General features: G+C 52.8%; 13 protein-coding genes and 1 other RNA gene. 7 read left to right on the top strand and 7 right to left on the bottom strand.

The window, feature by feature from the left end; genetic code table 11:
- Positions 1-12 precede the first annotated feature (12 nt).
- Positions 13-582 carry a hypothetical protein gene (locus ACGG90_RS11190; protein ID WP_390409458.1) on the top strand — a complete coding sequence of 190 codons (570 nt, stop codon included), beginning with the start codon at positions 13-15 and terminating at the stop codon, positions 580-582.
- Positions 583-643: 61 nt separating this feature from the next.
- Positions 644-1,123 (top strand): GNAT family N-acetyltransferase, encoded by a 480-nt coding sequence (locus ACGG90_RS11185; protein ID WP_390409456.1) that lies wholly within the window; start codon positions 644-646, stop codon positions 1,121-1,123.
- A 51-nt stretch (positions 1,124-1,174) separates the two neighbouring features.
- Here the strand turns inward: ACGG90_RS11185 and thrB are convergent, their stop codons facing one another.
- Entirely contained in the window at positions 1,175-2,068 is an 894-nt protein-coding gene (gene thrB / locus ACGG90_RS11180) for a homoserine kinase (RefSeq protein WP_390409454.1), read from the bottom strand.
- Positions 2,068-3,519 carry a threonine synthase gene (gene thrC, locus ACGG90_RS11175; RefSeq protein ID WP_390409452.1) on the bottom strand — a complete coding sequence of 484 codons (1,452 nt, stop codon included), beginning with the start codon at positions 3,517-3,519 and terminating at the stop codon, positions 2,068-2,070. Before thrC ends, thrB begins: the two co-directional genes overlap by 1 nt.
- A 145-nt stretch (positions 3,520-3,664) precedes the next feature.
- On the opposite strand from thrC, the gene ACGG90_RS11170 reads away from it, so the two are divergent.
- A complete protein-coding gene (locus ACGG90_RS11170) occupies positions 3,665-4,819 on the top strand; it encodes a homoserine dehydrogenase (protein ID WP_390409450.1) in 1,155 nt (384 codons plus the stop codon).
- On the top strand, positions 4,773-6,083 hold the full coding sequence (locus ACGG90_RS11165; RefSeq protein ID WP_390409448.1) for an amino acid kinase family protein: 1,311 nt from the start codon (positions 4,773-4,775) through the stop codon (positions 6,081-6,083). The genes ACGG90_RS11170 and ACGG90_RS11165 overlap by 47 nt, the downstream gene beginning before the upstream one ends.
- Positions 6,084-6,130: 47 nt before the next feature.
- Here ACGG90_RS11165 and ACGG90_RS11160 read toward each other — a convergent pair whose 3' ends face one another.
- Complete coding sequence (locus ACGG90_RS11160) at positions 6,131-6,565, bottom strand: ACT domain-containing protein (RefSeq protein WP_390409446.1); 435 nt, start codon at positions 6,563-6,565, stop codon at positions 6,131-6,133.
- A 166-nt stretch (positions 6,566-6,731) separates the two neighbouring features.
- On the opposite strand from ACGG90_RS11160, the gene ACGG90_RS11155 reads away from it, so the two are divergent.
- Positions 6,732-7,703 (top strand): DMT family transporter, encoded by a 972-nt coding sequence (locus ACGG90_RS11155; protein ID WP_390409445.1) that lies wholly within the window; start codon positions 6,732-6,734, stop codon positions 7,701-7,703.
- Positions 7,704-8,413: 710 nt separating this feature from the next.
- Here the strand turns inward: ACGG90_RS11155 and ACGG90_RS11150 are convergent.
- Together ACGG90_RS11150 and ACGG90_RS11145 are read right to left on the bottom strand one after the other, a co-directional pair.
- Positions 8,414-9,877, bottom strand: coding sequence for a sensor histidine kinase (locus ACGG90_RS11150; protein ID WP_390409443.1), 1,464 nt, complete (start codon positions 9,875-9,877; stop codon positions 8,414-8,416).
- The gene (locus ACGG90_RS11145; RefSeq protein ID WP_390409441.1) at positions 9,877-10,605 is read right to left on the bottom strand and encodes a response regulator transcription factor; all 729 of its coding nucleotides are present in this window, start codon (positions 10,603-10,605) and stop codon (positions 9,877-9,879) included. The genes ACGG90_RS11150 and ACGG90_RS11145 overlap by 1 nt, the downstream gene beginning before the upstream one ends.
- Before the next feature lie 211 nt (positions 10,606-10,816).
- Here ACGG90_RS11145 and ACGG90_RS11140 point away from each other — a divergent pair, with 211 nt between their 5' ends.
- Positions 10,817-10,966 (top strand): hypothetical protein, encoded by a 150-nt coding sequence (locus ACGG90_RS11140; RefSeq protein ID WP_390409440.1) that lies wholly within the window; start codon positions 10,817-10,819, stop codon positions 10,964-10,966.
- Between the two features lie 36 nt (positions 10,967-11,002).
- Positions 11,003-11,368, top strand: a transfer-messenger RNA (tmRNA) gene (gene ssrA, locus ACGG90_RS11135).
- A 398-nt stretch (positions 11,369-11,766) separates the two neighbouring features.
- Here the strand turns inward: ssrA and ACGG90_RS11130 are convergent.
- The gene (locus tag ACGG90_RS11130) at positions 11,767-12,108 is read right to left on the bottom strand and encodes a metal-sulfur cluster assembly factor (RefSeq protein ID WP_390409438.1); all 342 of its coding nucleotides are present in this window, start codon (positions 12,106-12,108) and stop codon (positions 11,767-11,769) included.
- A 21-nt stretch (positions 12,109-12,129) separates the two neighbouring features.
- On the bottom strand, positions 12,130-13,827 hold the full coding sequence (ilvD, locus tag ACGG90_RS11125) for a dihydroxy-acid dehydratase (RefSeq protein ID WP_390409437.1): 1,698 nt from the start codon (positions 13,825-13,827) through the stop codon (positions 12,130-12,132).
- Positions 13,828-13,915: the final 88 nt, after the last annotated feature.

Below are 13,915 nucleotides of genomic sequence, written 5' to 3'. Positions count from 1 at the left end.
AGGAAGTGGCCTATGGTTCTTTTTCAAAAGCGGCAAACTGAAGGGTTCCAAGCACGCCTGGCAGAATTATTCACACCAGCAACCCTGGCCTACATCCAATACCCCGACCAAACTGCCGTCGCCGCCGGCTTTCAAATGATCAGCCGCCAGTTCATCAGTACCAACAACACCAAGCTGTTGGGGATGATCACCTTACCAGATGCGGCGATCGTGCCTTATTTGACGGTGCGCAGCAACATCTTGATCAACGGCCAGCACCGCTCGTTTGACTTGGTGCCTGAACATTTGCGCAAAGACACAACGTTTCTAGACACCCCAGCCGATGGCCTAACTGCCACGCAAAGTTTGTACATTCAACTCTTTCGCGGGCTGGTGGCCGGGCGAACATATTTGGTGATGAGTGATTTTCCGGCGGCGATGACGCTGCAAGAGCGGCGCATTTTCTTAGATTACGCCAAAGCCGCCGTGGCCCAAGCTGATGCTTGCTTGATCGTGTTGACTACCGATGCGCAACTGATCGCAGCCAACCCCGCCACCAGCTGGCGCACGCCGCCGGAATTGTTCAGCCGCATCAGCGTGTAATTGTGCTAGGCGCTTGGTGGTGGTACACTAGGCGCAATCTTGCTTGTTGGAGGCACAATTCATGACCATTCGTCCCATCACCCCTGCCGATGATGCCGCTTTAGCCGGCATCGTACGCAGTTGTTTGCAAGCGGCCGGCTTAGATCAGCCTGGCACCGCCTATTATGACCCAGAACTCGACCACCTAAGCGCCTATTATGCTGCGGCGCCTGATCGTGCGTATTTCGTCGCTACCCAACAAGCCCAAGTGATCGGCGGCATCGGCATTGGCGATTATGACCGGACCTTGGGCATTTGTGAGGTGCAGAAACTTTACCTGCTGCCTAGTGCCCGCGGCCAGCACCGCGGCAGGCAGCTGCTTGAATATTGCGAACAACAAGCCAAGCATCTGGGCTGGCGGCAATTGTATTTAGAAACGCATACCAACTTGCCAGTGGCCATTCACTTGTATGAAACTGCCGGCTACACCCGCATTGCCCAACCGCTGCATCCCGGTCCCCACACCGTGATGGATCACTTCTATGTCAAATTGCTTGACTAACCACAAAGCCCGCAGTCACTTGAGTAAAACAAGTGATTGCGGGCTTTGTGGTTATTCTGCTAAGGCTTCAGCGCGGTCAAACACCACACCTTGGCTGTTGATCGCCAGCGCTTGAGCTTGCCAGTGGGGATGGCTGATGCGGGCTTCATGCAAGAAGCGCTGCAAGGCGCGCTTGTCTTGGGTGATGGCAAGCATCGTCGAGCCGGCGCCAGAGATCATCACCAGCACGCCTAACCGCTTGCCTAAAGCCTTCAAGTTGGTGAAGTCAGGGATCAGCTTGGCGCGGTATGGCTCTTGCATTTTGTCTTGCACGGCAGCTTGCAACATGGTCATATCACCGCGCTCTAATGCCGTGCAGGCTAAGGTACAATGGCCCATTTGGTATGAGGCTTGCGCATAAGTCATTTCTTTTGGGAGAACGGCGCGGGCTTCAGCAGTCGCCAATGGCGTATCTGGAATCACCACCGCGTATTGCCAAGCGTCGTTCAAATGATAATGCGCCACCACCGGCATGTCATCGCACATGATCGTCGCCGTCAGTTGGCCGAAGATCGCTGGGGCAACATTGTCCGGATGGCCTTCCATCGCCGTAGCCAAGGCCAACAGCGCCGTGTTATCCAAGGGTGAGCCAAACCAGCGATTCGCCCCGGCTAAGCCAGCCACGATGCACGCCGCTGAGCTGCCTAACCCGCGCGCGTCTGGGATCTGTGAAGCGACGGTTAACCGCACGCCAGGCACGGCTTCATTCAGCGCCGCACAGCCTTGTTTAAAGGCGCGGTAAATCAAGTTGTCAGGATTATGGAACCGCGGATCGCCGCCGACAATTTGCACCCCATCATCAATCGCTTCAAAAGTGACATTAAGGTACAAATCAAGCGCTAAGCCCATCACATCATAGCCCACGCCAAGATTGGCACTGGTTGCTGGAACTGATAACTTAAACATCACAACACCTTCTTTGCAAGATCGGCCACATACCTTGGCATGTCTTCTGGCGCGATCACGTCATCAAAGCGCACCGGCAAGCCTGGCAAAGCCGCCAAAGCCTTAGGCAGCGGCTGGGCGCTGTATTGCGCCAAGGCTTGCATTGCCGCAAAGCCATCGGCATAAGTCTCATGCAACACAGCTTGGGCCACCACCTGTGGGAACTTATACGGGCTGGCGGTACTTAACAGCACCGTCACGCCAGGTTCTGCCAAGGCATTCTGCACCACATAACCATTGGCGGTGTGCGGATCCATCAAATAGCCGTGATCAGCGGCAACTGCAGCAATGGCTGCGACTGCTGCTTCATCACTGGCTGCACCCGCCACAAAGTCAGCTTGGATCGCCGCCAACAAGTCCGCTGGCACCTGATAGCGCCCCACATCTTGCAGCTGCTGCATCAAGTCTGCCACCAAGGCACTATTGCCTTGGCTCTTATAAAACAACAACCGCTCAAGATTTGATGAGATCTGGATATCCATCGAAGGCGACACGGTCTTTAAGAACGGCCGGTTGCGGTCATATACGCCGGTATTGATAAAATCAGCGACTTCAGAATTACTGTTGGTCGCCACGATGAACTTGCGCACCGGCAAGCCTAATTGCTTGGCGTAATAACCTGCCAACACATCCCCGAAATTCCCGGTCGGTACAGTGAAGTTCACCGCTTCCCCGGCTTTGATCACCTTGCCATCAACTAATTGCTGATAAGCATTAAAGTAATACACCACTTGTGGGGCCAGGCGGCCGATATTGATGGAATTGGCCACTGACAACTGTACCGAGCCGAGTTTGGCGGCTAATTCAGCGTTGTTGAGCATTTGCTTCACCGCGGTTTGCGCATCATCGAAGTTGCCTTTGATTGCTGCCACTGCAGTGTTGTTGCCGCCGGTGGTGGTCATTTGCTTTTCTTGAATGGGACTGACGCCGCCGGCTGGATAGAATGCCGCGATCCCAGTTTGCGCCACGTCTTTGAAACCTTCCAACGCCGCTTTGCCAGTATCGCCGCTAGTGGCGGCTAAGATCAACAGGCGATCATCAGCCCCTAAGGCTTTAGCCAACAAGCGCGGCAGCAGCTGCAAACCGATGTCTTTAAACGCTGATGTCGGCCCGTGAAACAACTCCAAATAATGCGTTGCGCCCACGGTATGCAGCGGCGTAATCGCCGCATCATCCCATTGCTTGCCATATGCCGCTTGAATGGCATCGCGCAGCTCAGCTTGGGTAAAGTCAGGCAGCAAAGCCGACAGCACACTCAAGGCTTGTTGTTGATAAGTTTGCGTCAACAAGGCGGCCAAGTCTAATTTAGGGAATTCTGGTAACACATATAAACCGCCGTCTGAGGCAAAGCCTGCTTTAAGCGCTTGTTGGCTGGTTAAGGAAAGATCGGAGTTGCGGGTGCTGGTATACATAGGTTTCGCCTCAATTTCTGAGAGAATATCGCGTAAGTTAAAATCACATGGCGATTTCTCATTGCATTTGAATACTTGCTATGATAATCTGTTCAGTATTCAAATACAAGTGTTTATTGTTCAAAAACACAGAAATGAGGCTCGTATGCAAATCGCAATCCTAGGCTATGGCACCATCGGCAGTGGCGTCGCTAAGATCATTGCCCGCCAAACCAACCAAACGAAACAACTCACGGTGACCCACCTGCTGACGCGGCCTGCCGACACCAACCTCTCGCCTTTAGCGACCAGCGATCTTGCAACGCTCCTCAACGACCCAAAGCTTGATGCCGTCGTGGAAACCATCGGCGGTATTGAACCTGCGCACACCTATATCATGCAAGCTTTGGCAGCACATAAACACGTGGTCACTGCCAACAAAGCCGTCGTTGCCCGTTATTTGCGCGACTTCACCGAAGCCGCCGAAGCCAACGGTGTGCATTTCTACTATGAAGCAACTACTGGCGGCGGGATCCCGTGGCTGAAGAATTTGGAGAATGCCGTGCGCGTCGACGACCTTTCTGAAGTAGGCGGGATCTTCAATGGCACCTCCAATTATATCTTGGATCAAATGATGCAAACCGGCGATGAATTCCCTCAAGCCTTGGCTCAAGCCCAAGCACTGGGTTACGCCGAGCGCGACCCGACTGCCGACATCGACGGCATCGATGTTGCTAACAAATTGCGCATTTCCAGTGCCATTGCTTACAACACCGCACCAAACTTTGCTTTGCCCACCATTGGCATCCGCAACGTTGACGCCGCTGCCATCGCCTGGGCCAAAACGCAAGGCTTGGCCATTCGCCTGCTTGGCACTGCGGTGCGTTCAGGCCAGCGCTTTGCGGCAGTGATCGCCCCAACGTTAGTCCCCGCCCATAGCTTGGAAGCCGGCTGCTTGGCGAACAATAACTTGATCCGCTTAGTGGGGCCAACCATCGGTGCCTTGCAATTCTACGGGCAAGGCGCCGGCCAATTGCCGACGGCGCATGCCATTGTGCAAGATTTGCTGGACATCGTCGATCACGTCGGCCACCTGCCGCGGCATTTCAACCGCGAGTTGATCAACGATGCTGAGTTGCTGCGCGCCGATTACGTTTGGCGTTCAGGTGCTGACACCACTATTATCCCTAACGCGACTAATGGTGAAATCGCCATTCGTTTGGCGCAAGATCCAACTGCTTGTGCCTTACGCATCGGAAAGGAGGTCGTGTTTAATGACAAAAGTTTGCAAGTTCGGCGGCAGCTCAATGGCCAACGCTGAGCAATTCAAGAAAGTCAAAGCGATTCTGCAAGCCGATCCCAAGCGGCAGTACGTCGTAGTATCAGCCGCAGGCAAAGACCAAGCGCACCCGGTGAAGTTGACTGACCTCTTGTTGCGCATCGCCGCCAGTGACGATCAGTCGTTGTTTGCCGAAGTTAAAGCCCGTCTGCAGCCCTTACAAGCCGAATTAAACCTGACCTATGATGTCAGCGGCGCCGTTGATGACATCCAAAAGCAGTGGCAAGCCCACCATGACCATGACTATTTAGTGTCACGCGGTGAATTCCTCACCGCCGGCATGCTGGCTGAATTCTTAGGCTGGCCGTTTATCGACGCGGCAGATCATATGCTGTTTAGTGCCGATAACTTCGATGCCCAAGCTTCGCTTAAGGCTTTTGCCGATGCGCCAAGCCGCTTTGTAATGCCAGGGTTTTACGGCGGCGACGGTTGCGGCAATATTCACTTGATGCCTCGCGGCGGCTCGGATATTTCCGGCGCTTGGCTGGCTAACTTGCTCAACGCGACGCTATATGAGAACTGGACAGATGTGTCCGGCATCTTAATGGCCGATCCGCGCATCGTCCATGCGCCGCGGGCGATCACCCAGCTGACTTATGCTGAGTTGCGCGAGTTGACCTTCATGGGCGCCGGCGTTTTTCAAGCCGACGCGGTACAGCCGGTGCGCGCCAAAGGCATCCCCACCCGCATCTTAAACACCAACCGGCCGCAAGATCCCGGTACGCTGGTGGTGCGGGCCACGAATTTAGACGGGCCGCTGACTGGCATTGCAGGGCGGCGGCATTACACCGTGATCACCTTGAAGAAATATCAATTGGCCGCGCATTTGGACGTGATCCAACAAGCCTTAACCGTGATGGCCAAGCATCAACTCAAAGTCGCCTACATGCCCACGTCGATCGATACGTTGAATCTGATCACCCATGGCACCATCGACTCAGAAGAACGCCGCCGCCTGGCCGAAGAGCTGGTCAGCGCCTGTGCACCCGATGACTTGGCGATCCAATGCAACATCGCCTTAATCTCTACGATCTCGCAGCGCTTGACCACCCGGCCGGCCATTGCCGGGCGCTTGTTGGCTTATTTAGACGACAACAACATCCCGGTGCGCTTAGTCAGCCAAAACTCTGGGGATTCCAACTTGTTGATCGGCGTGGCCACAACCGACTACTCGCGCGCTTTGAATGCGATCTACCAGAATTTCTTGCACACCAGAAACGCGCCGGAACCGTATTTCGGAGCTTAGCAAAATGCGCCGCCATCGCAAATCGCGATGACGGCGCATTTTTTTCGTTATTCGACAGAAACCAGGTGAATGTCTGTGGCGCCGCGGGATTGTTTCAGCGCCTGCAGCAAATCGTCCAGCGAGCCGTTGAGGTTGGAAATATCAAACGAAATCACCACGCTGGCCCAATCATGGATCGGAATGTTCTGGTTGATGGTGATGATGCTGGCGTTGGCTTCGGAAATCGTGTTGAGCACTTCTGACAAAATTCCGCGGTCATGATGCAGCATCAACGCGATCACGGCCTTGCGCTGGTTGACGCCGGTGTCAGGCAAGAACACGTAGTCTTTGTACTTGTAATAGGTGCCACGGCTGATGCCGACTTGCTTGACGGCTTCTGATACTTGGCGCACCTGGCCGTTTTCGATCAAGCTCCGCGCTTCGATCACCTTAGCGACAACGTCTGGCAAGATCGAGCGATCGACAATATAATATTTATCCACGCAACAGCCTCCTTCAATCTCAATGCATTCATTGTAACATGGACAGGTGTTCGCATACAGTAGAATCCTCCAAAAAAGAAAGCGCTCACTAATCTTTAATCGTGTTCTCATCTTTGACGAGTGGTATAATACGAAACATCTGTTATACATTTTGGAGATGAATCTTGTGAAAAAAGCCCTCGGCTATGTCTTATTCTCGACGTTGCTCTTCAGCTCGATGGAAATCGCTTTGAAGTTGGCCGGTGCCAGCTTCTCGGCACTGCAGTTGAATTTCTTGCGGTTCTTGATTGGCGGCGTGATGCTGACGCCATTGGCGATCAGCTTCATGCACCAGCACCACTTGCCATTATTTGCCCACACACCACTGTTCCTAGCAACTGGTGCGATCTGTGTGGTTGTCAGCATGACTTTGTATCAATTGGCGGTCATTACCGCGCCAGCCGCCACAGTCGCGGTGGTGTTTTCGATCAATCCAGTGTTCGCTTTATTGTTCTCGTTTCTGATCTTACATGAGTCGCTGTCGCGCTCCAGTATCATTTCGGTGGTGATTTCAGTGATCGGCTTGCTGGTGATCATCAATCCAGCGCACCTCAGCCATCCCATGGGCTTGGTGTTGGCGTTGACTTCGGCGATCACGTTCGGCTTGTACAGCATCGTGTCGCGCTTTGGCTCACAACGCTATGGCTATAACGGCATCGTGATGACTGCCGGCACCTTCTTGGCTGGTGCTTTGGAGTTGTTGGTGCTGATCGGTTTGTCGCATTTGCCGATTGCTGCACAAGCGTTAGGCAGCCGTTCGCCTTTCGCCAATATTCCAGTCACTGCCGGGATCAACTTGGCCCACTTGCCGCTGCTGGCGTATATCGGCATTGGCGTGACCGGTTTGGGCTTTGCCTTTTATTTCTTGGCGATGGAACATTCTGATGTGTCTACTGCCAGCTTGGTGTTCTTCATCAAGCCAGGCCTGGCGCCGATCATGGCGATGATCATCTTGCATGAACAAATCGCTGTAACAACAGTGATCGGCGTGGTGATCATCTTGATTGGGTCAACGGTGTCGTTTATCAACGAAGAATTCATGGAAAAAGTCGGCGCGATGCTGCCGTTTCACAATAACCACAACATCCTGCCGCACTAAAACCCCAGAGCGGAGCAAAGCGCACTTAGCGGGTCGGGTAGCCTAGCTATCGGGCTTGGGGCGCTTTTTGCCCCGAGTTCGATGGCGTAGCTAACCGCACCCGCGTTGCTTTGCGCAGCTCGACGATAACCCCAGAGCGGAGCAAAGCGGGTTTAGCGGTGGATATAAGATGGGATGACGCAAAGGCGTTCTTTGCCTTGGCGGCGTCACAGCTTATATCACGCCGCGTTGCTTTGCGCAGCTCGACAATAACCAGGAGCGGAGTGGCGCGCACTTAGCGGGTCAATTAGCCTAGCCCTCGTATTTGCGGCGTACTTTGCCGCGAGTGCGGGGGCTAGGCTAATTGCACCCGCGTTGCGCCACGCAGCTCGACGAAGACCACAGTGTAAGAGGCTTGGACAGGCCCGGACAGGCGTTGCTTCGGCGCGCGGGGGTCAGCAAGACGGCGCAGGCGGTGCGGCCGACTTCAACCACGCAAAGTGCGCGTGTTTTACGCCTAAGTTCAAAGCCAGGCGCTCGCTTTGCTCACTTTGCCTGTCTTTGAACTTGCCGCGATCAGCATCAAATGTTCAACAGTCGCGGCGCATTCGCAACACCAAAGATGACACGCTGGAGATGAGGAGAATCGAACTCCTAGCCGCAACGACAACAAGGTCCCGTACAGACATGATTCTGAGCCTGTACGGGACCTTGTTGGATCTTGAAGACTTTTATTTGGTGTGCGTGATCGGTGCTTGTTTAGGCGCGGTTTCTTCGTCTGGGAAGGTGATGGTAAACGTTGTGCCTTTGTTCAGCGTCGAATCAACTTTAATGGTACCGCCATGGCGCGTGACCAGCTGATGCACGATGGCCAAACCGAGGCCAGACTCACCGTATTTGGTGTTCTTGCGCGACGGATCGGCTTTGTAGTAGCGTTCCCAAATGTTTTTGACTTGGTCTTCGCTCATGCCGATGCCGGTATCTTGGACTTTGAATTCAGTTTCGTGATAGCCTTGTTTGGCGCTGAGGGTGATGGTGCCATTTTGCGTGAATTGAATGGCGTTTTGCGCGACGTTAAACAGCACTTGCACGAAGCGGTCGTGATCGGCAAATACCGGCACGTCAGCTTCAGCGTCAAGCACCAGCGTATCGCCAGAGGCTTCGGCTTTCTGCTGCAGTTGTGCTTTGATATCATGCAGCGCTTCGGTGGCGTTAAAGGTTTGCTTGTTCAACAAGATCTGATTGGTGCGGATCTTCTCGTAATCCAAGTTTTCATTGACCAAGCGGATCAAGCGCTTGGTTTCTTTCTGCATCAAGGCAATGGATTCGCCTTTGGACTCTTCTGGAATCGCATCATAAGCCAAGCCTTCCAGCAAGCCATTGATGGTGGTCAGCGGCGTGCGCATTTCGTGAGCAGCGTCGGCCATGAATTGGCGGCGCCGTTCTTCTTGGCGGTGGATCTCTTTTTGTGAAGCACGCAGGGAATCGACCATGTCTTGGAAGTCATTGGCCAAAGCAGCGACTTCATCTTTGCCGGATTGGTCGAACTTGACTTCAACTGAGTAGTCGCCTTCTGCCACTTGATGCGTCGCCTGGCGCAAGCGGTTAATGCGATTGACTTGAAAGCGCGCCAGGAAATACGACACCACGATCGCCGCCAACAGCGACAGCAAGAACGCCACCACCAGGTTCTTTTCGGTTTGTTGGATCGAGCTTTGAATATTCTCCACCGGAGCAAAAGCCGCGATCACAAATAACAGCTTCTGGCTTAAGAACACCGGCTTGTAATAAATCGTCATGCGCTGCTGCTTGCCATTCTGCGGGTTGGTGGTCAGCTCTGGCAAAGCCACAGTATTGCCGGCTTTTAGGAGTTTCCAATACTTGCTGGCAATGGCTTGCGGGGCGGCACCTGGCATGTTAGGATAGCGCGCGGTGTTAGTGGCGTCATAGATCATGAAGTGGACATTCTGCTTGGTCAAGATCTCTTCGGCATGCTGGATGAACTGCGTGTTGATCAAATACGTGTCGCTGTCTACAGCACGGTCTTTAAGCACATCGGTATATTCTTCCAGTTGATCGAAGCTGTTTTGCCACACGGTGTTGGTGGTGCTGCGAATGAACAAGACTGTGACAATCGACAAGGTCACCGCGATTACGCCAAAAAACGCCAACATTTGTTGGTAAAGGAGTTTCATTATTTACGATCCAATCCTGTGTCGTCGAATTTATAGCCGACCCCCCAAACGGTTTGAATGATTTGCGGGCCGACTTTTTCAATTTTCTGACGCAGTTTCTTGATGTGGGCGTCAACGGTGCGTTCGTCACCATAATATTCATAATCCCACACCAGCTGCAATAACTGTTCCCGCGAGAAGACTTGCTTGGGGTTTTGCGCCAAGGTGTGCAGCAAGTCGAATTCCTTAGGGGTCAAGCCTTCGATCGGCGTATCGTCTAAGTATGCTTCACGTGTCTTGGTGGACAATTTGAAGTGGCTGGTGACCACATCAAAGTCTTCATCTACCTTCGTTGCCGGCGCCTCATTGTTAGCCGGTTCGACTTCCGCGCGCCGGTGCAAGGCTTTGATCCGTGCCACCAAGGTGATCGGTGAAAACGGCTTCGTGACGTAATCGTCTGCCCCAAGCTCCAAACCCAAGACCTGGTCGCTTTCGGTATCGCGCGCCGTTAACATGATCAAGGGCACGGTTTTAGACAATTTGCGGATCTCTTGAGCCACTTGCATGCCATCCATCTTCGGCAAGTTCAAGTCCAGCGTGATAATATCATAGTCATTCGGCGCCTGCTTGAAGTCCGCCAAGCCGGATTCGCCATCATAGGCGTTGACTACTTCCCACTGTTCTTTCTTAAAGAACATGTCCATCATTTGAGCGACGCTTTCATTATCTTCGATCATTAAAATTTTCATTGTTATCATCCTCGCGTAGTTAGTATAACGAGTGTACCCCGCCGACCATAAAATCAGCTTAAACATCGGCTATGTTCAGCGTATCACGCAACTTGCCCTTTGACAATGAACGAAAGTCGCATTAATTGTGACGATATTTTGTCACGATTATTTACGAATCTTGCATCGTAAATAAAGCGCTTGCGGGCTATAATGGATCAGGAGGGTAAAAATGGCATACTATGACGATAATCAGTTCTATGTCGCTGAAGACCATTCTGATGACCCGCCGCAACCGCTTAGGCGCAAGCGGCAAATTGGGATGGTTTGTCTGATCGCCGGATTGGTATTAGCCGGGCTGGTGACGGTGTGGTTGGTTTGACGTGTTTTGACTTTCATGCTATTATTTAGGGACTACGGGGGTGTAATGGTCTCGACATTGACGCTCGCGCATGTGGTGCACGCCGGAGGGTCGGCTCCGTCAAGAACGCAAAACAGTTTATTTAACTGCAAAAAACAACAATTCTTACGCTTTAGCTGCCTAATAACAGCTTAGCGTGATCGCCATATCTTCGCTCAAGGGATATTCAGCGGTCTCAAACTAATTGAGCTACGAAGCGGCCTGCCACCTGAGGGTCACTTAAGAGACAGTAGGTTAGTCCATTGGCGTTAGCCTTGATTCACGGCGCGGCTGGTGGGCGAAATTCAAATAGTGGAGCTAAACGTGTAGAGCTATATGTAGCGGGGTTGATGGACAGGAGTTCGATTCTCCTCACCTCCAGAAAGTCCCATTTCACGCGGTGTGCGAGCTGAGCAAGCTTGTGGCACCGCGTTTTTTTGTACCTGTCCTGCTTCACGCCATTACAAACTGCGCCACATCTAGATTATGGCGGTGGTTTTGACATTCTGAGTGATCATGATACGATGTGAGTATCGAGAGTATTCATTATCGTCTACCGCATAGTCTGCAAGCTATGCGGTATTTTTGTGCAATCAAAAGGCACAACGTCTGCAAGAACGTTGTGCCCGTGGTGCCAACCGCTAGGAATGTCGCAGACCTAATGACTTGTGTTCATCGAGCCATGCTTAACGAAAAGCAAAAGCATGTCCACAAATAGTGGTACGATAAACCGCCGCCAGTATGCAACATCGCAATACTGGCGACTGTTATCGGGCTTTCAGTCAATGAACGCTGATGCCCAGCATCATCCGCCCGACGCGCGAGATCCGCGTCATTTGCCAAGATGGTGCCCACACCACCTCAACTTTGACGGAATCGATGCCATCGATCGTCTTGAGTTCCTTGACGATTTGCTCTGGGACGTCGGCGATGCAGGAACAACCCATTTCCGAGAACGTGATGACCACATCACAATGCCCTTGGTCGTTCACATCAACGGCATAAATAAAGCCAAGGTTATAAATATCCACGCCTAATTCCGGTTCCATGATCGTTTCAAAGCGCGCTTGCAACTGGTCACCAAGCGCTTGGGCTTGGTCGTTTACTTTAATGTCGTCTCGCATATGTGTTGTCCTTTCCAAGGGTTACTTCTTCCAGAAATCAGTGGTGGCACCAGTGGCCGCAGATGAAACCAAATGCGCGTATTTGCCTAAGACCCCGCGGGTTTCCAGTGGCGGGATCACCAGGTGCTTGCGGCGCTCGGCAAGTTCTTCATCAGACACATCCATGGTCAATTCGCGGGTGTCTTGATCGATGATGATCGTGTCGCCAGTTTTCAACAACGCGATATTGCCACCGTCTTGGGCTTCTGGGGCGATATGGCCCACCACAAAGCCATGCGAGCCGCCGGAAAAGCGTCCGTCAGTCAATAACGCAACAGACTCGCCTTGGCCTTTGCCGCTTAACAAGCCAGACAAAGTCAGCATTTCAGGCATGCCAGGTCCGCCTTTTGGCCCCACATAGCGCACGACCACACAGTCGCCTGGCACGATTTCATCAGCCATGACGGCATCAATGGCAGCTTGCTCGTTGTCAAAGACCTTCGCCGGACCCACATGCCGGCGCGCCTTTAAGCCGGAAACTTTAACGACACAGCCTTCAGTAGATAAGTTCCCATGCAAAATGATCAAAGGCCCGTCTTCACGCAGCGGATGTTCCAGCGGCATGATGACTTTCTGACCAGGCGTCAGATCTGGGAAATCGGCAAGGTTTTCCGCCACCGTTTTGCCAGTGACGGTTAGGCAATCGCCATGCAAATAGCCGTTTTTCAACAACAATTTCTCCACGGCAGTAACACCGCCGGCTTTATACAAGTCATACATGACATACTTGCCTGATGGCTTAAGGTCGGCGATATGTGGCACTTTCTTCTGGAAGGTGTTGAAGTCGTCGATGGTCATGTCAACATTAGCCGCATGGGCAATGGCCAATAGATGCAATACCGAGTTGGTGGAGCCGCCTAAGGCCATGATCACCGTCAAGGCGTTCTCAAAGGCTTCACGCGTTAAGATGTCATGCGGATAGATGCCTTTTTTCAACAAGTTGACCACCGCTTTGCCAGCAGCTTCCACGTCTTGGCGCTTGGCTTCAGAATCACCTGGATGCGATGCTGAACCTGGCAGGCTCATGCCCATCACTTCAATCGCCGAAGCCATGGTGTTAGCCGTATACATGCCGCCGCATGCACCAGGGCCAGGGCAGGCATTGCATTCAATACGGCGCACTTGCGCTTCAGACATTTTGCCGGCGTTCATGGCGCCAACCGCTTCAAATACTGACACCAAGTCGATGTCTTCGCCGTCTAATTTGCCTGGCATGATCGTGCCGCCATAAACAAAAATGGCTGGGATGTCGGCGTTGGCCATGGCAATCAAGCTGCCTGGCATGTTCTTGTCGCAGCCGCCGACTGCCACAAAGGCATCGGCGTTATGGCCGCCTACTGCCGCTTCCATGGAATCGGCAATGATATCGCGGCTAGGCAAGGAATAACGCATCCCAGGGGTCGCCATGGAGATCCCATCAGACACGGTGATGGTGCCGAATTGTACCGGCCAGCCGCCTGCTTCTTGGACCCCTTTCTTGGCTTGCTTGCCTAAGCCATCCAAATGCATGTTACAAGGCGTGTTCTCCGCCCAGGTACTGATGACGCCGATGATCGGTTTCTTGAAATCCTCATCTTTCATTCCAGTGGCGCGCATCATCGCCCGATTGGACGATTTGACGATGCCATCATAGACATGACTGCGGATCCGTAATTCATCGCCTGATAATTCTTTAGCCATTCGCATTCGCTCCTTTCAGAAGCTGGTATCATGTTCAAAACGCAGTGATTCATCACCGTATTTTAATTGAATTCTAACATAGTTCCTT

The organism is Lacticaseibacillus jixiensis (assembly GCF_042847315.1).
GTDB classification, from domain to species: domain Bacteria; phylum Bacillota; class Bacilli; order Lactobacillales; family Lactobacillaceae; genus Lacticaseibacillus; species Lacticaseibacillus jixiensis.
This window is presented reverse-complemented; position numbering and strand designations above follow the sequence as displayed.